The following is an 18,084-nucleotide window of genomic DNA, read 5'->3' on the forward strand; positions in this document are numbered from 1 at the left end:
GAAAAACATCACCACTACCGCTGCCATGTTAAATAAAGCTCGTATTCTAACTTTTTGCCGCACAAGATTCTACAGAAGCACTCTTGCCCGTAAAAATATCCTCTACACGATAATTGCCCTTATGCCTGTCCGCCAATTCACTTATTTTAGATTTGTTCCAATTATTTATACGGCTGAAATAGCCTACGATTCTTGTTATACCATAAACATTTCTCGACCCGCAATAGCCGCAAATATCCGTAAGTTTTTTTGTGACTTTTTTACAATCGTTGCAAATGGTGAACTCGGGAGATATGGTAACCTGAGCAGCCTGTGTATTCTTAAATGTTTTTTTCACGAGATTCAAAATGCTGGAGGCCGGCGGCCTTTCTTCTCCTACAAATGCATGTATTATTGCACCAGATTCAATCATCGTGTGAAATTTACTCTGAAGGTATATTCTGGTAATCATATCTACCGGGGCATCCGGGCGAAGATGTATGCTATTGGTATAATACAAGCCGTCCCTTTCGTCATTTCCTTTTACAACGTCCGCCGCTTCAGGGAAATTTCGCATATCCACCTTTGCCAATCTTCTACTTGCACTTTCGGCGGGAGATTCTTCCAAAGAAAACTTCAACTTATGCTTTTTCCCTGCTTCCTTCACACGCGTATACATGTGGGAAACCACGCGCAAACCCTGGCGGATCATATCATCGCCTTCATGTAATTCTTTTCCCGTCATAAACTGCAAACATTCATTTAACCCAATAATGCCTACAATATATGTTGACGCCTCAAGATCTACGTATGGACGACCATCTTTTGCTTTCTTTCCAATTTCCCAAAGAGGCATTTCCGGTCCCGACATTAGTTTGCTGATAAATTTCTTTTTTTGAAGATGCGCCTTTACCGCAATTTCAATTGCTTTATCAATCTCTTTGTAAAGCGCATCCCAATTACCTTTTCCCGCCTTATAGGAGGCCTGGGGCAGGTTAATCGTTATATTTTGAAAGCCGCAAAAACGCATGCTTTCAGGATGTTTGATCATATAATTATCATCAATTGTAGTACGTAAACGGCAGCATGCAGAGAGGGTTATCTCATCCCTGTCAAATACAAAGTATGGTACGCCATTCTCACTGGCAATCTGACAGGCATATTCCAAAAGCTCATATTGTTTCGGATCTTTAAACGATTCTTCATTTATGTGAAAATCACATTTAGGAAACGCAAAGACATGGCCATAGCAATCCCCTTCCCTCCAAACATCCAACATCGCCAGAGTAAACCTCCTCGCCGTTTCCGCATACTCTCCATAAGTTTTTCCCGTCGGTTTCCCACCAGGACCTATAGCGGGTATATCTTTTAAATAACCGGGAATGCCTGTGTGTATATTAAAGTCAAGAAATAACGTCTGCCCCCCCCTGGAAAAAGCGCTCTGCGAACAGCTAAATATGAGGTGTTGTGCCTCCTGCTTCATTTCCTGATGGCTCATCCCTTCAAGGTAAGGAGCATACATAATATTAATATACCCCACACCTAACGCCCCGGCATAATATGCCTGCATGGAAGCCAGGAATGTATTTAAATGGCCTGTCAATGTACGCGCGTGCTTCGCTGGCGCTGAATCGGTATCTAAATTCTCAAGCGACAATCCATATTTTTTTAAATACTCTAAAGAATGAGAAGAGCAATATACTCTGGTCGGATATCCAAGGTCATGAAGATGTACCATCCCACTTAGATGTGCCTCAGAGACCTCTTTGGAAAAAACCTCCTGAAGCGCGTATTGTTTTAAAGTGTTTTCTGCAATTGCAAGATTTATTGCTTCCGGATTATTAGTGGCAATGTTGCTGTTTTCCTTATTTTTTGACAGTATTAACTCATCGAGATCATATTTGGGCATACCAAGCACGGCCTGTTTTTCCAGTTTTTTACTGTATCCACGCTCAAACAATTCATTATCCACCAGCTCCCGGATTAAAGACGTTGAAATACGGTTCAACCCTGAAGAAAACACCCTTTGCTCCACTACGCTTGCAATTTCTTCAGCAACCTCTCCGGAGATATCCGCCTCCTTTTCCAGCGCTACGGCGACTTTTCTTTTATCCCAGGGAAAAGTTTCGTCCTTTGTCTCCGTATCGACCATGAGAGAAACATCTGTAGTATCCACTCTTTTCTGGGATTGCTTTCTTACCCTCAGCGAATCACGAATTCTTGCCCTTTTGTCTCTATATATAATGTAAGCCTTCGCTGTTTTCGCATGCCCCGTCTCAATAAGTACCTTTTCCACCACGTCCTGGATATTTTCTATGCCCGGGGGATTTCCATTGTATTTCTTCGCCAAAAACATAGAAACCACTACAGCCAGTTCTTCTGCCAAAGCACGATCATTACCCCCAACAGCCTGCGCCGCCTTAAAAATCGCATCAGCAATCTTTTTTTCAACAAAAGGAGCTGTCCTTCCGTCTCGTTTTACGACATACTCTATCATATTACCCATATCTTTCCGTACCTCCTAACAGGTTTAATACTATAACTTGTAGTTGTTCTTTCATCGCATCTTCTTCTTGGTTCCCTGCATAAACGGTTTTAGCTCATCTATAAATTCCGAAATATCTTTAAATTCCCTGTATACAGAAGCAAAACGAACATAAGCAACCATATCAAGAATCCTTAATTTCTGCATTACCAGAGAACCAATAAAGTTTGCATTTACTTCACGGTCGAATTTGCTATATATTTCGCGCTCTATTTCATCAACGATATTTTCTATTATATCGGTAGAGACAGGCCGCTTCTCACACGCTTTCAGCAAACCATTAAATACTTTTTTCCGATCATACATCTCGCGCCGTCCATCTTTCTTAACGACACGCAATGGATTTTCTTCAACTCGCTCGTATGTAGTATATCGACGACCGCAGTCCAAACACTCCCGCCTGCGCTTAATACTTAGACCATCCGCTGTTGTACGAGAATTAATCACTTTGTCATTATCCGCTTTACAAAACAAGCATTGCATGCGCCCTTAACCTAACATGGAGAAGCCAGAACCAAACAAGCACGAAACACGAAAGACGCGCTCGTTTGGAATATAAAATCATTTTATCATTAGAATTCGTTTCGTATCCAGTATTTCGGGTTTCACTATTAAATATTTTAACAAAAACCGTTAAAGAAATTACTGATAAGGTACCAAAAACACATTTATAGCTATATATGTTAGTCTGAAGTATATATCATACAAGATATATGATGTCAAGAAGATTTACCAAAAAACCTGCTTTATTGATTTTCAAGCAAAAATAATTCAACGTTTTTACTGTATTATTGAGTTTAACACGTATACTATCGAGGACAAAAACTTTTTATTTTTGAAAGGCGTTTTGTTACTATTTTTCATCGCCCACAACAGGTTCTTCAAGCCCTGCAAAGTCAACCGGGACATTTGCCATATGAAGTATTTCTTTTGCAAGGGCATCGGGGTAATCGGAAATGGCAACAATACGCTTTATTCCGGCATTCACCAGCATTTTAGCGCACAAAGAACATGGACAGGTTGTGCTATACAAGGTTGCTCCCGAAATTTTTATTCCGTAGCGCGCTGCTTGTATAAGAGCATTCATTTCAGCATGAAGCCCCCGGCATAATTCGTGGCGTTCGCCAGGCGGCACTCTTAATTGTTCCCGCAAACAGCCAATTTCCAGACAGTGCTGAAGCCCGCTTGGCGCTCCATTGTAACCTGTGGCTAGAATATGTTTTTCCAAAACAAGAACAGCACCTACCTGTCTGCGCAGGCATGTTGACCGCCGCGCAACTTCTTTTGTAATCCTCAAAAAATATTCGTCCCATGAAGGCCTCTCGCGCATTTCACTTCCCAATACAAAATTCCTGAAATATTTTATCTAAAATATCCTCTGTCGTAATTTCACCTACTACTTCACCAAGAATGTCCACTGCCATTCTCAGGTCCATGGCAATAAATTCATCGCTCATAGTATCTCTGAAAGACGCTATCGCCTGTTCTATTCGTTCGTACGACCGTTGCATGGCGTCTTTTTGATAAACATTGAAAAAATGAAGTGTGTTTGATCGTTCTATCTGCCCGGCCAAAACTTTATCAAACATAAGTGTCTTTAATCTCTCCAATCCCTCGCCGGTTAATGCAGAAACATACACAACAGTATATTTTTTTACTTCTTCCGGCAGTTCAAAGGAAGAACTCTCCGGCATTAAATCGCATTTGTTGACCACCACAATTACATTATTGGCAACCTCACTATGATTTATTTCCAATGATTGGATATCCATTTTTTCATTACCGGCAAAAACAAGCAATAACAGATGTGCACTTTTCAAGGCACCTTGAGCCTTTTCTCTTGCTTGTAAAAAAACAGGTTCTCTTGCTTCATCGAAACCCGCTATATCTGTTAATTTAAAACACACGCTTCCTATTTCCAAAACTCCGGTAACCATATCCCGCGTAGTCCCTGGTCTGTCACTTACAATAGCTCTTTTCTCCCCCAGCAGCGCGTTAATCAAACTCGATTTTCCCACATTCGGTTTGCCATATAGTACCGTACGAATTTCTTCAGAAGATATTTTATCCGTCAACGGCTTATTCATTAGATTAACAATATCATTTCTAATATCTTCCATTTTGTTTATCATTTCCATCCGGGATATTAATTCAATGTCCTGGTCTGAAAAGTCAATGGACATTTCAATATATGTACAAAGGGAGGTTATTTTGTTTTGAATATCTTTAATTCGCAGAGAAGCATTTCCTGACAATTGCAAAATTGCCAAATCGAGTTCTGAATCTGATTGCGAACGAATGAGGTTTTTTATCGCTTCCGCCTGCGCAAGATCTATTCGTCCGTGCAAAAATGCTCGTTTTGTAAATTCTCCCGGCCGCGAAAGCCGCAAACCGTCTTTTAATCCTTCTTTTTTTTGTAAAATATATTGCAGAATCATTTCTCCGATTGGCCTGCCTCCCAAAGTGTGAATCTCCACGATATCTTCTTTTGTATAGGAATGTGGCTGCCTCATCACATATAAAACAGCAGGAATTTTTAATGACTCCGCAGGCAAACAAATACATCCTTTTATAGAAACAAATGTTTGTAAGTTTTCTAGTTTTATATTAGCAGAAGGAACAAATATTTCATGGATCGAGGGAATTGCTTCTGATCCGCTTACCCTGATCACTGCGTGAAAGGATCTGCCTGCTGGCGTTGCTACGGTAAGAATGGTATCCTGTACTTCAGGAAGCATATGATGTCACGGTTATATTAGGGATATTTTTTGCCTGTTGAATATTTAGCTATGGGAGCGCAAAAAAAGGGGGGATCACACTAAACTATTTTTATTTTTTTAATAGATTTTCTAATGAATAGGCTTTCAACGATGCTGAATATAGTGCTTGTTGTCCAATAAAGGGTAAGTCCTGAAGGCATTTTATATAAAATGAACGCAAACATAATTGGCATAAATGACATCATTTTTTGCTGCGCCTGAGCCTGTGGGTCAGTGGCTGGAGATTTCGGCGTTAATTTCATCTGAACAAAGGAAGCGCCTGTCATTATTATCGGCAGGATATTCAGGGTATTACCGAGAAAAGGGATGGTAAACGGCAAATACATCAGTGTGTCAGGCATGGAAAGATCATTTATCCAAAAAACAAAAGGTGCCTGCCTCATTTCAAAAGAGAGCTGCAGTGTTCTGAACAGTGCAAAAAAAACAGGCAATTGCAATATCATTGGCAAGCAGCCGCTCATTGGATTTACACCATATTTTTTAAACAACAACACCTGTTCCTGGCCTATTTTTTGCTTATTGTTTTTATATTTTTCCTTAAGCTGGTTAATCAGCGGTTGCAACTGTTGCATCCTAAACATGGAAACCTGGCTTTTTCTCGTTAACGGAAACAAAAGAGCCTTGATAATTATCGTTAATACTATGATGGAAATGCCATAATTGGGAATTACGTTATGAACAGCATTTAAAAAACCAAGGAGCAGTTTGCTTATGACATTTAACCACCCATAACTTATGATAGCATCCATGGTGCCATACTGACCCAAAACCTCTTCTTTCTTCGGGCCTACAAAATAGAGATATCCATGTCTGACGGACGTATGCGGAGCTATGTGTATTCTCCCCGTCTGCAAGCTGACCATAAAATCACCCTGTTCCGCCTTTTCCTCTGAAGGCATACCTTGCATATCAAATGCCTGAAGATGAACAGATGCTACCCATTCACTGGAAGCAGGCTTCAACACTGTGGCAAAATACTTATTCGTTGAACCCGCCCAAACAATGCCACGAGACTCATTTTTGGCAGGAAACCCTTTCGGTGCGGTGGATACTAATTTAATTTTATGGTTCCCCATATCGATGCCGACAAGCCCTGCAATATCTGTCGAAATTACGCCTTCGTGCGTAATCATGGAGGAGGCAATGATATCGTATGCTAAAGAAATTTCAGCGTCTGTATTGTTTTCCAATACAATTTCCATATCCACTTGGTATTTACCATCCGGTATGGAAACGGTCTTGATAAGATTAAGTCCGCTTTCCAGGCTTGTGCTAAACGAAATCCTTCCCTTGCTTCTATCCGTTATCCTGTATCTCTGTCTTTGGAAATCTGCCTTTTGATATATATAGCTTATGGCGAGGGGGCGATATTCCGTATCAGCATCTTTTATTAATTCTAAAGTATCTTTCGAATCCTGACTTTTAAAATCCTTTAGTTTAACCGATTTGAGCGCCGCACCGTCATTTATCCACACTGTTCTAATACATTCATTTTCAATCACCACTTCTTCTTCATGTATGTCCATCTCACGCAAAGTTTCCTGAGAAGGCAGCAACGCAGGAGTGACCGTCCTTATTTCATTTTTTGTTTCGAGGCGTCGTTTTTCGGCAGAGAGTTCCTCTTGTGTTACCTTCTCTGTTTTTGGAGATAGCAAAGGCAGTATAATGGGGTAGTATAATAACATTATTACCCCGCAAATGATTAATGCAATCAGCGATTTTCTATCCATTAAGATTCCTTCTCTTTCGTTTCTGGCAACGCTGCTTCATCTATAAGCATAACCGGTATATCATCTTTTACAGGATACCTTCGCCCGCATTGCACACAAATAATCCTGTCGCCCTCCAGTCGAACATCTGTTTTGCACAGCGGGCATGCGAGTATTTCCAACAATTCCTTAGAAACCATAACCTATTATCTCCAAATGACATTTCAATGCCAAAAACATTTTTTTAAATACTTTTTAAGCAGCCGCAGCCAAAAATAAAACTCACATTTATGTCCGCGTGTTTATTTTTAGGCGGTAATACCTGCCTTACGAGACAAACAAAGAAGCAAAGATACTAACAAACTAACGAATTAAATTCAAATTAAAACTATGTATGCCAATGTTATAGGATACGATTGCACAAAAAAGAGGTGAAAAAGTGGCGAGTTAAAGTATTTGTAATTAATTGTATAAAGATATTTGTACGTCGGAGTAATTTAGTGGCTGTTCTATTCTTACCTTATTCTGCCTTACCAGTTCTAATAGCGCCAAAAAAAAACCAATGATGCGACGTCTTTCTCTTATCCCTTCAAAAAGCGCAAAAAAAGAAACAGGGGCGCTCTGTTGAACACGCAATAGAACGGCCTCCATATAATCCTTTACCGGGGTATCGTCGTAAACAATTGTTCTGCCCTGAACATCAAACAATGTTTGACTCATCAGGTCTGAAAATTTTTGCAACAAATCCCAAAGGCTCACCCCTTCTAGAGGAATTTTCTCTTCGTTTTCTGTCGCTGTTTCTAAGGGATTTTCATAATATAACCGTTTCCATTTTCTGCCCCAATGATCCGCTTTATGAGACAAGACGATAGAAGTTTCCTTGTATTTTTTATATTCTAACAATTGTTTTACCAAAGAAGTCCTTGGATCTTCAATTTCATCTTCATCTTTCATTTCGGTCTTTGGAAGGAGCATATACGATTTTATATACATTAACGTTGCGGCCATTATCAAAAAATCGCCGATATTGTTCATGTCAAGCGTCTGCAATGCATCTACATAGTGCAAATAGTGCTCTGTAATCCTGGAAATAGGAATGTCATAAATATTTACCTCATCCTTTTTAATCAAATAAAGGAGCAGATCTACAGGTCCGTTATAAATGTCTAAATCTACTTTATAATTATCCGCTATTTCCATAAAGCTTATCCTGCTAAAAGTCCTGCATTTTTCTCTGGCGCTTCAAAAAAAAGGCTATCATCCCTTTTAAGATAACCCTGAGAAAAGCTTCAGGAAGTATTTTATCGGCGGGCCAAGCACCAGGCTAAGAATAGACACCCCAGTAAAATTTCCCATTACAATAAGCCCTAACAGGATAAAGGGTCCGTAACGTTCTATTTCTTTGTATCGGACGGATAGACGATACGGCAATAAACCTTCCAGGATATGTGAACCGTCAAGAGGAAAAATTGGGATCATATTAAAAAATGCCAATGACAGGTTTACGACAATCATCGTGATTAATAAGTTAAATATCATCGTGGAGAGATTTGACGGCAGGGGAATATTGCGCAACAGTTGAAATACCATGCCAAATAAAAATGCCGAAATGAAATTAGATGCAGGGCCTGCAAATGAAACAATCATGTTATCCCTGCGTGGAGTTCTAAAATTATTGGGATTTATGGGAACGGGTTTGCCCCATCCAAAACCTGCAAAAACAAAACATAACGCACCCATAATATCAATATGGGCAAGCGGGTTTAACGTTAATCTGCCTTGTAGTCTTGCTGTTGGGTCACCACACCTGTTTGCCGTCCAACCATGAAAAAATTCATGTATTGTCAACGCATAAAGGATTGCTGGTATTGTTATGATTAAATTGTTTATATTAAAAATCGCTCTGTCCCTATTATTAAAATTTTAAAAAATATAAAAAATATTAACACAATAAAAATATGTTGTCAAGCTAGCAGAACAATTTGATTTATGCAAATTTTCTTTTCTTTTAGCACAAATAGGCGTATAAATTTTAATTGCATTGCATATGTGTAGTGAAAGCCGAATATAAAGAAACATATGCGAAATTATACCAAAAGCACCCGAAGGCGTACAAACATAACCCGGTCTCTCATCAAATGTGTTGTATGTGGCCAACGGTTATACCACAAGACATCATTGAAGATACCAAACAGATACTTGATAGAGAAAATGGCCGGATTTTATTAGGGAACCGAAAGGAAAAACGAAGCGAAACAATTAACAGAAAGGGTAAAAAAGTGAGGGGAAACAGGGGATTGTGTTTTTCTAAAACAATTTTTTAGAAACCTGTTAAATAATATTTGCTGAATGCTTCTTGTCTTCGTAAACTGTTAAAGAAATCGCGGCACAAGGATTATTGAAAACCTGAGAGGAAAAACGGTTGTTCATTAAGAGATTTTTCGGTTCAGCCCTGGCGAAAGCGGCAATCTTACGGCCACTTCATTGCTACCTGTTATACAGCGTGCATTATAACCTGAGAGGGCGTTAAATGCAGATACTCGTCGATGCTGATGCGTTTCCAGGTGTGATAGCGGATATCCTATTCCGGGCAGTTGAGCGCGTTCGCATTCCGTTGCTTCTGGTCTCAAATAAGCATCTGAAGGTTCCTCAATCTATGTACATTTCAAGTATTACGGTATCTGCAGGTTTTGATGTGGCAGATAATCGTATCGTTGCGATGGCTCAACAGGGCGATCTGGTTATCACTGCTGATATACCACTTGCATACCGTGTTGTTGAGAAGGGAGCATATGCGATTGACCCGAGAGGCGATCTCTACACGGAAGCAAACATAAAACTGCGGCTGGCCATGCGCAATCTCCTGGATGAACTCCGGGCCGGCGGTATGATTACCGGAGGCCCATCTTCGTTTGGACGGAAAGACATTCAGTCGTTTGCCTGCCAACTGGACCGTTTTCTGACAAAACATTGTAAGAGTTGAAGGTGCATAACAATGGCATGCATGCGGTCGCTTCATGCTTCGCGCCGATTATGCTTACGTGAGAAATTTAAAAATGAATAATTGGTTTTTGTATTTGATACGATGTAAACATGGAAGATTATATACAGGCATTACCACCGATGTGGAAAGAAGATTTGCAGAACACTCAAGTGATGATAAAAAAGGATCAAAATACTTAAGAGGGAAGGCACCTTTAACGCTGGTTTTGAAAAAGAAGATTGGAAGCAGGAGTATTGCATTAAAGATGGAAGCAAGGGTAAAAAAATTACCAAAAATAAAAAAGGAAATGTTCGTGGAGGGTAAAATCCAAATAAATATATGAACAAAAATAAAACACGGAATCAAATAGAAGACAAATACAAATGGGATTTGTCTGTTTTGTATGCATCGGATGATTGTTGGGAGAAAGACTACCGGAAGGTGGAAAAAGGACTTCCTCAACTCATGGCGTTTAAAGGTGCTCTTGCCGATTCCGGCAAACTCGGGCAGTTCATGCAGTTATACATTGATCATTCTGTCGTAAGAGAAAATTTACATGTGTATGCGCATGTACGCTTTTTTGAAGATACCCGGAATGCCGTGTATGAAGAGATGAAGGGCCGTATTGAACTGCTTGTTTCAAAGATTTCTGCAGAAACTGTTTTTATAAAAAAAGAGCTGTCGTCTTTATCGCTTGATGATATCGATACGATGATTCACGAAAATTCTCAGCTTGCAGGGTATCGCTTCTTTTTGAAAAGCTATGCCCGATACAAACCGCACATCCTTTCGGAGGAAACGGAAATTGCTTTAGCAGAACTGAAAATTGCCTTAAAAAAGCCTGATGATGCTTTTTTGGCCTTTCATGATAACAATATTTTATTCGGGGAATTTGAACACAAGGGAGAAAAAATCCACCTCTCTCATGCAAAATATGCCCAACTATTAGAATCTCCTGACCGGGATCTCCGGCAAAAGGTGTTTGATTATTATTACCGGCCTTTCCGTCAGAATATTGATGTACTGGCAAATATCTATGCTGCAAACGTACTTGCAAACATTAAGCTGGCGAAGGTACGCAACTATGCGTCAATGCTGGAAATGTCCCTGTTTCCCGATTATGTGCCAAACAAGGTATTCAGCAATCTCGTTGAAGTTGCAAAAGAAAATATTGATGTGATTAGCGAGTTCAATGCACTGAAACAGGAAGAACTCGGCATAGAAGCATTACACTTCTATGATAATTATGTGCCCCTGGTTGGTGAAACTGCTAAAAAATATTCTTATGAAGAGGCGCGTACTCTGGTTCGTACTGCACTTGAACCGCTTGGGGCTGAATATCTCAGGAAGTACGACGCTACCGTTAGTGCACGGGTAATTGATGTTTTTGAATCTCCCGGCAAAAGATCAGGGGCATTCTCATGGGGGAGTTATGCGAGCCGGGGATTAATTTTCTTAAATTACACGGAAAAGTTTTCGGATGTTTCAACATTTGCACATGAATTCGGCCACTGCCTGCATCGGGATTATTCCATTGAAAATCAACCATACATTTATTATCAGAATCCCATCTTTCTGGCAGAGATAGCCTCTACATTCAATGAAGCGCTGTTATTTGATCATATGTCAAAGATTGCCGAAACCCGCGAGGAGAAGAAATTTTATCTGTATCATAATATGAAACGTATAGAGGCAACCTTCTATAGACAGACCATGTTCGCAAATTTTGAAAAAGATATTCACGAGATGGCAGAATCCGGCAAGGTGCTGACCTCGAAAAGCATAACCGGCATTTACCTGAAAAATCTTGAAACCTATCTGGGTAAGGGAATGGTTATTGATGTGCAATTAAACTACGAGTGGGCTAGAATTCCTCATTTTTACAATGCCTTTTATGTCTACAAATATGCTACCAGTTTGTCCGCGGCAATAGCTTTGTCTGAACGCGTAACCTCCGGTGAAAAAGGCGCCGTCGAAGACTATCTGACATTTCTGGGAGCAGGATCACACAAAGAACCGCTTGAAATCCTGAAAGACGCCGGGGTTGACCTTACCGGAAAAGAAGCATATGAAGTGACGGTTTACAAATTCAGGAAATTACTGAAAGAATACAAATCATTATAAGGGGTGTGATTTGTAGTGGCAAGGCGTACCTTGCTACTACAAGGAAAAGAGAGGTACCTTGCTACTACAAGGAAAATGTTTTATTCCTGTTATATAATTGGCACACGTGAATATCTTTTTCAAAAAACCAAATTGTTACGAAGCCTCTAAAATCAAGCATGGTGTCCCCGGAATTCTCTAAACATTTTGGAAAGAAGAACAATATGTTTCCCGATAAAGAGTACCTTTTAAAGGTAGTGAAGGCACGCATGCCTTTTGGCAAATACAAAGGACGATTGTTGATAGATTTGCCTGAAGCTTATATTGTATGGTTTGCCCAACAGGGATTTCCGAAAGGTGAATTGGGCAATATGCTTGAATGCGTTTACGAAATCAAGCTTAACGGACTGGAATATTTATTGAATCCACTGCGATAATGTAATATGTGCAAATTGGGTGGGGTGAGATTCTCTCTTCTTCATGGATTAAGCGACAGAGAATCCACCGTTTCATTATTATTTGGTGGATTCGGTGGGAAAAAGCCGCACCTTAATCCACCCGACACGTTTTAAACACCAAATGAAACAACACTGCCTTAGCAAGCATGTATATTAACCCTGACAGGGTTTGGAACCCTGTCAGGGTTGTTTCTTTCATTTTCAACGGTAGAAACAGATTTAAAAAGTTGTTTCTTTTCCAATCAATCAGAAACTATGCAGATATCCCGTGCTTTTACATATATGGCAGACAGTGTTTTTCTTGTTTTTACTGCCCAGAATTTCTTTTCTGGCAGAAACGTACATTTCGTTATTCCATATTTGCGCAAAAGATTCCCTGTGAATATTGCCAAACGCAAATGTCTCGCTATAGACGGCGCAACAGGGCAGTACTGAGCCGTCCCAATTAATAACGGTTTCCGTCCAGGGAAGTGTGCAGGAGATTCGTTTTTTCTTTTTCTCAGGACAAACTAAAAATTTCCGGTTCCCGGGTATCCAGTCGGCATCTCTTTCCAGCGCATCTTGTATTGTTTCAAAGATTTCCTTTCCCATATCAGGCCTCATCTTGTTTATTTTAATCTGGATGCCGATCCCTTTTGCCATTTTCTGCGCCTGCTCTCTCTCGTGTTCGTTCTGTTTAAAAACATGAAATAACCATACCAGTTTCGTCCTGCAGCCGTGCATTTCCTTTTTCTTTTGAACAAGGCGTTTCATATTTTCTGTTACCAAACCAAAATCTCCGCCAACATGATATTTGAGGTACGTTTCCTTACTTGCGCCATTACAGGAAATATACAACACCTTTAGTCCCGCGCGTAACAGTTCCTCAACATCTTTGTCCTCCAGTTTCAGCGAAAGGTTTGTGCTTATTTTCACATCAATCCCATACTTTCGGGCATAGTGGATCATTGGCAGCAGATCTTTATTTAAAAGAGGTTCTCCCCAGTTATATAACCGGATCAGCCTGAGGTATCTGCCGATTTCATCGAGGATTTTTTTGTACAATTCAAGAGGAATAAATCCCTTTTTGGCGCTGCTGTCATGCTGTCCCGTAGGGCACAGGGGACAACGCAAATTGCACACATTGCCGGATTCAATGGTAATTTTTGATGGGAAATACGGCAGGTTTGTCCTGCCAAGGAAAGTATAGATGCGGGATAAAATGGAATTAGACAGTTTTTTCATTTTGTTTTTTTTCTCTGCCATTCCCGTGCGTACGTTCCCAAAGTTTTACGTATTTGACAAATATGTAAAAAGCGTTTGTAATTGCAAGAATAAAGCCGGGCAGTCCGTCCAAAAACCCCCTCTTTAATATGTATACTTTAATAAACTTGTACAGCGGCCGGAAGATGAGCTGAAACAAACTAAAGCTTTTGTTTCGTTCTATCATAATACCGGAAAAAATATCCGAGTAATTATCTATCGTCTTTAATTGGTGGGAAAGATTCCGGTAGTTAAAATGATATAAGTCGTGTTTCATATACTGTGTTTTTCCTTCGACACTTACCCTTCCATGCGGATTTGTACCCTGCCACCTTCCACGTCCCCTTTTGAAGAGACGTAATTGATAATCAGGATACCAGTCGCCATGAAATATCCAGCGTCCCAGGTAACTGCTTCGTCTGGGGAAAAAAAACCCGTCTGCCGTTTCACGGCTCTTGAGAACATTTTGTATTTCCTTTGTAAGTTCTGGTGACAATCTCTCATCGGCGTCAAGGCAAAGCAGCCAGTCTTTCGTTGCCAGCCCTATCGTATGGTTCTTCTGGTCGATATTCCCGCCCCATGCACGCCGATAAACATGTTCCGTATATTCTTTGCATATATCTACCGTTTTATCCGTGCTGAAAGAATCCACAACGATGATTTCGTCTGCCCATTTGACGCTTTCAAGGCAATCACGAATTCTTGATTCTTCATTAAAAGTAATGATACAGACAGAGACAGGATACGTTCGGGTCATTTTTCTTTATGCTAGATAGAGAGGGTTATGAACGACATGAAGCTGCGCTACTATTTTGTTGCGACTGCGCTCGTTCCTAAAGATCAAGCTTGGGAACGTAATGGCACTGGAAACTACATTAGCGGGTTCAAGCCTTTGGCGGTTTTTTTAAGAGAATACCGAACCGCAGAACAAGGAATATCAAATATTAAAGCAAAATACTTCATCATTCTATATTCCTTGTTCTATATTCAATATTCGGTATTCCCGCCCGGGTATTTCTGCAAAATTCCCAAACAGGAATTTGGGAATACTCAGGGTAAATACTTAAAGGCAATCTTCAAACAACTAAAATGTTACGTATTATTTATTTCTCTTTCTCTTCCTGTTCCTGTTCCTGTTCCTGTTCCTGTTCCTGTTCCGGGATATCATTTTCAGTTTCTAAATCATCAGTGGCTGGATTTTCTTCGGGAATTACGCGGGCAACCGAGATTAATTTGTCTGCTTTACCAATATCAAAAAGTTTGACGCCCTGGGTATTTCTTCCGATGATTCGAATCGTATTTACCGGAGTCCTTATGATCTTCCCCCCCTTTGTTATCATGATCAATTCATCGGTTTCTCTGACGTCAAGCAGCCCAACCACTTTCCCGTTTCTTTCAGTAGTTTTAATATTGATAACTCCCTGGCCTCCTCTGTTTTTCGCCGAATACTCTTCAAAATTCGTTCGCTTGCCAAAGCCATTTTCACAGATGGTCATAAGTGATGACTCATCATCGACAACAACCATGCCGCATACTTTATCACCATTTTTAAGCTTTATACCCTTTACTCCGCGCGAAACACGTCCAACCGATCTTACGTCTTCCTCCGAAAAACGCACCGCCTTCCCCTGTTCAGTTCCGAGTATGAGGTCTTGTTTTCCGTTGGTTAATTTTACCCCGATTAATGTGTCGCCCTCATCGAGGTTAATTGCTATAATACCGCCCTTTTTCGGATTGCCATACGCCTTGAGCACGGTCTTTTTGATAATGCCGTGGCTGGTTGCCATGACCAATTGCCTATCGTCAAAATTGCGGACAGGAATGAAGGAGGTTACGTTTTCTCCTTCTTTTAATTCCAGCAGGTTAATGAGCGCCCTTCCTTTTGTAATTTTACCCATTTGAGGAACATCATAAACCTTCAGCCAGTACACCTTGCCCTGATCCGTAAAAAAGAGGATATAGTCATGGGTTGATGCTACAAACAGGTGTTCGGCAAAATCCCCTTCCTTCATTTCCGCCCCGATAACTCCCTTCCCGCCACGCTGTTGTTTACGATAGGCGCTTAATGGCAGCCGCTTTATATAGCCTTCATGGCTGATAATGACCGTTACATTTTCTTCCGTAATAAGGTCTTCTCTCTCTAAATCGCCCACGGCGCCTACAATTTCCGTCCGGCGTTTGTCGCCAAATTGTTCTTTTATTTCCGCAACGTCTTTTTTTATAATATCCAACACTAACTTTTCATTTGCCAATATCGACTGGTATTCTTTTATATCCGCACACAGTTTTTCATATTCGGCGTCAATTTTTCCCTGCTCAAGACCTGTAAGCCTTTGCAGTCTCATATCCAGGATAGCGTTCGCCTGTATTTCCGAGAGAGAAAACGTAGAGATAAGCCCTCTTCGCGCCGCATCTACGGTATCCGAGGTTTTAATCAGTTCAATTACCCGGTCTATATTATTTAAGGCTATTTTTAAGCCTTCAAGCACATGCGCCCTGTTCTGTGCTTTTTCCAGTAAAAACCTTGTTCTTTTAACAATAACAACTTTTCTATGTTCAATGTAACATATCAGCATTTGTTTCAGATTAAGTGTTTCCGGACGATTGTCCACCAGCGCAATCATAATAATGCTGAAAGTGTCCTGCAGTTTTGTGTGTTTATACAATTGGTTTAAAACTACCTCTTCATCTTCTCCCTTTTTCAGGTCGATTACCAGGCGGCTTCCGTGTCTGTCGCTTTCGTTTCGGACATCAGAAATCCCCTTGAGCAGTTCTTCTCGAACAAGGAGGGCGATACGTTCCAAAATATTATCTCTGTTGAGTTGGTAGGGGATTTCCGTTACGACAATGCTCTTTCTTCCGGTTTTTGACGTTTCAACATGTGCCTTCGCCCGTACGATTATCGTTCCCCTGCCGGTTTTGTACCCTTCCTTAATCCCGCTTGTTCCGCAAATTTGCGCTCCTGTAGGAAAATCGGGGCCTGTGATCACCGTCATCAATTCTTCTATGGTGACTTCGGGGTTGTCAATAACCATGGCAATGCCGTCACATATTTCATTTGTATTATGCGGCGGGATGCTTGTTGCCATGCCAACGGCAATACCGGAACAGCCATTGCAAAGCAGGTTGGGAAATTTTGACGGCAGCACAACCGGTTCTGTGCGGGTATCATCGTAGTTGGGGGTATAATCCACCGTTCTCTTTTCAAGGTCCTCCATGATCGTGATTGTCACGTCCGTCATGCGTGCTTCTGTGTATCGCATTGCGGCAGGTGGGTCCCCGTCAATTGAGCCAAAATTCCCCTGTCCCTGAATTAGGGGGTAGCGGTAATTAAAATCCTGCGCCATACGGACGAGGGTGGGGTACACTACCTGTTCGCCATGGGGATGGTAGTTTCCTGTAGTATCTCCGGCAATTTTGGCGCATTTTCTGAATTTTGCACGCGGGCTGAGGTTAAGATCGTTCATGGCAACGAGAATGCGCCTCTGGGAAGGCTTTAATCCGTCTCTGGCGTCCGGAAGGGCCCGGCTCATGATAACGCTCATGGCATAGCTGAGATACGAATCCTTCATTTCTTCTTCAATGAACAAATCTTTTATATTTTCTTTTCTTTCGGTCATCTGCTACTTTCTTACTGGAGAAAAGGATTATGTTGTTTCTCTTCTGCCAATGTGGTAGAGGGTCCATGTCCAGGATAGATGATTGTTTTTTCATCAAGGACAAGTAATTTATTTTTAATCGATTGTATAAGCGTTTCCTGGCTGCAACCCGGAAAATCCGTGCGGCCTATTCCGTTTTTAAAAAGACTGTCTCCGGAAAACAATACGGGAGGTTGCCCCTTTTCCGGATCTTTACGATAAAGGCATATTCCACCTGGTGTGTGGCCCGGGGTGTGAATTACTTCAAAAATGCATTTACCGGCAGAGATGGTATCACCCTCTTTCAGTGTACGGTCTGCATATGGAGACCGCACGGTTGCACCGCCATAAAAAGCGGCAAGGATCGAGAGGTTTTTCGCAGGGTAAGGCAGCATGTCATGGTCTTTTTCATGAACGCAAATCTGCAATTCAGGAAAGGCCTCTTTCAATGAGGCGTTTGCCCCAATATGATCTCCATGTCCATGGGTAATTACGACATGTTTCGGGAGCAGTTTCAATGCATTAATAAATGCAATAATTTTTTCCGGGTCGGCGCCAGGGTCAACAATCAACGCTTCAGCAGAAACATCATACACAATATAAGTACATACCTGCAATGGACCTACCGTTATCTTTCTGATAATCAT

The 18,084-nt window shown here is 41.0% G+C and carries 16 protein-coding genes; 4 read left to right on the forward strand and 12 right to left on the reverse strand.

The window, feature by feature from the left end:
- Positions 1-46: 46 nt before the first annotated feature.
- The 8 genes from nrdD to M5U24_RS15800 form a co-directional block, all read right to left on the reverse strand.
- Positions 47-2,485 (reverse strand): anaerobic ribonucleoside-triphosphate reductase, encoded by a 2,439-nt coding sequence (gene nrdD, locus M5U24_RS15765; RefSeq protein ID WP_099324736.1) that lies wholly within the window; start codon positions 2,483-2,485, stop codon positions 47-49.
- Between the two features lie 51 nt (positions 2,486-2,536).
- A complete protein-coding gene (nrdR, locus tag M5U24_RS15770; RefSeq protein WP_099324737.1) occupies positions 2,537-3,007 on the reverse strand; it encodes a transcriptional regulator NrdR in 471 nt (156 codons plus the stop codon).
- Positions 3,008-3,377: 370 nt separating this feature from the next.
- On the reverse strand, positions 3,378-3,854 hold the full coding sequence (locus M5U24_RS15775; protein ID WP_099324738.1) for a cytidine/deoxycytidylate deaminase family protein: 477 nt from the start codon (positions 3,852-3,854) through the stop codon (positions 3,378-3,380).
- Position 3,855: 1 nt separating this feature from the next.
- Positions 3,856-5,262: a tRNA uridine-5-carboxymethylaminomethyl(34) synthesis GTPase MnmE gene (gene mnmE / locus M5U24_RS15780; protein WP_099324739.1), complete on the reverse strand. Its 1,407-nt coding sequence runs from the start codon at positions 5,260-5,262 to the stop codon at positions 3,856-3,858.
- 80 nt (positions 5,263-5,342) lie between these two features.
- Positions 5,343-7,034, reverse strand: coding sequence for a membrane protein insertase YidC (gene yidC, locus M5U24_RS15785; protein WP_164994497.1), 1,692 nt, complete (start codon positions 7,032-7,034; stop codon positions 5,343-5,345).
- On the reverse strand, positions 7,034-7,213 hold the full coding sequence (locus M5U24_RS15790; protein ID WP_099324741.1) for a Trm112 family protein: 180 nt from the start codon (positions 7,211-7,213) through the stop codon (positions 7,034-7,036). Before M5U24_RS15790 ends, yidC begins: the two co-directional genes overlap by 1 nt.
- A 262-nt stretch (positions 7,214-7,475) precedes the next feature.
- Complete coding sequence (locus M5U24_RS15795; RefSeq protein ID WP_164994496.1) at positions 7,476-8,213, reverse strand: segregation/condensation protein A; 738 nt, start codon at positions 8,211-8,213, stop codon at positions 7,476-7,478.
- Between the two features lie 66 nt (positions 8,214-8,279).
- Entirely contained in the window at positions 8,280-8,861 is a 582-nt protein-coding gene (locus M5U24_RS15800; protein WP_157820444.1) for a site-2 protease family protein, read from the reverse strand.
- 682 nt (positions 8,862-9,543) lie between these two features.
- On the opposite strand from M5U24_RS15800, the gene M5U24_RS15805 reads away from it, so the two are divergent.
- The 4 genes from M5U24_RS15805 to M5U24_RS15820 all read left to right on the forward strand — a co-directional run bounded on the left by M5U24_RS15805 (position 9,544) and on the right by M5U24_RS15820 (position 12,536).
- The gene (locus M5U24_RS15805) at positions 9,544-9,996 is read left to right on the forward strand and encodes a YaiI/YqxD family protein (RefSeq protein WP_099324745.1); all 453 of its coding nucleotides are present in this window, start codon (positions 9,544-9,546) and stop codon (positions 9,994-9,996) included.
- 73 nt (positions 9,997-10,069) lie between these two features.
- Positions 10,070-10,339 carry a GIY-YIG nuclease family protein gene (locus M5U24_RS15810; protein ID WP_099327003.1) on the forward strand — a complete coding sequence of 90 codons (270 nt, stop codon included), beginning with the start codon at positions 10,070-10,072 and terminating at the stop codon, positions 10,337-10,339.
- The gene (pepF, locus tag M5U24_RS15815; RefSeq protein WP_164994495.1) at positions 10,336-12,120 is read left to right on the forward strand and encodes an oligoendopeptidase F; all 1,785 of its coding nucleotides are present in this window, start codon (positions 10,336-10,338) and stop codon (positions 12,118-12,120) included. The genes M5U24_RS15810 and pepF overlap by 4 nt, the downstream gene beginning before the upstream one ends.
- Before the next feature lie 203 nt (positions 12,121-12,323).
- Complete coding sequence (locus M5U24_RS15820; protein ID WP_099324750.1) at positions 12,324-12,536, forward strand: DUF3820 family protein; 213 nt, start codon at positions 12,324-12,326, stop codon at positions 12,534-12,536.
- Positions 12,537-12,803: 267 nt separating this feature from the next.
- On the opposite strand, the gene M5U24_RS15825 is transcribed toward M5U24_RS15820, so the two are convergent.
- The 4 genes from M5U24_RS15825 to M5U24_RS15840 all read right to left on the reverse strand — a co-directional run bounded on the left by M5U24_RS15825 (position 12,804) and on the right by M5U24_RS15840 (position 18,084).
- Positions 12,804-13,781, reverse strand: coding sequence for a radical SAM/SPASM domain-containing protein (locus M5U24_RS15825; protein WP_169703396.1), 978 nt, complete (start codon positions 13,779-13,781; stop codon positions 12,804-12,806).
- Positions 13,765-14,556, reverse strand: a complete 792-nt coding sequence (locus tag M5U24_RS15830; protein WP_099324752.1) for a glycosyltransferase family 2 protein — start codon at positions 14,554-14,556, stop codon at positions 13,765-13,767. Before M5U24_RS15830 ends, M5U24_RS15825 begins: the two co-directional genes overlap by 17 nt.
- A 346-nt stretch (positions 14,557-14,902) precedes the next feature.
- Positions 14,903-17,419: a DNA gyrase subunit A gene (gyrA, locus tag M5U24_RS15835; RefSeq protein WP_164994494.1), complete on the reverse strand. Its 2,517-nt coding sequence runs from the start codon at positions 17,417-17,419 to the stop codon at positions 14,903-14,905.
- Between the two features lie 11 nt (positions 17,420-17,430).
- Complete coding sequence (locus M5U24_RS15840) at positions 17,431-18,084, reverse strand: MBL fold metallo-hydrolase (protein ID WP_099324753.1); 654 nt, start codon at positions 18,082-18,084, stop codon at positions 17,431-17,433.

Origin of the sequence: Candidatus Kuenenia sp. (assembly GCF_027493735.1) — a bacterium.
Lineage (GTDB): Bacteria > Planctomycetota > Brocadiia > Brocadiales > Brocadiaceae > Kuenenia > Kuenenia stuttgartiensis_A.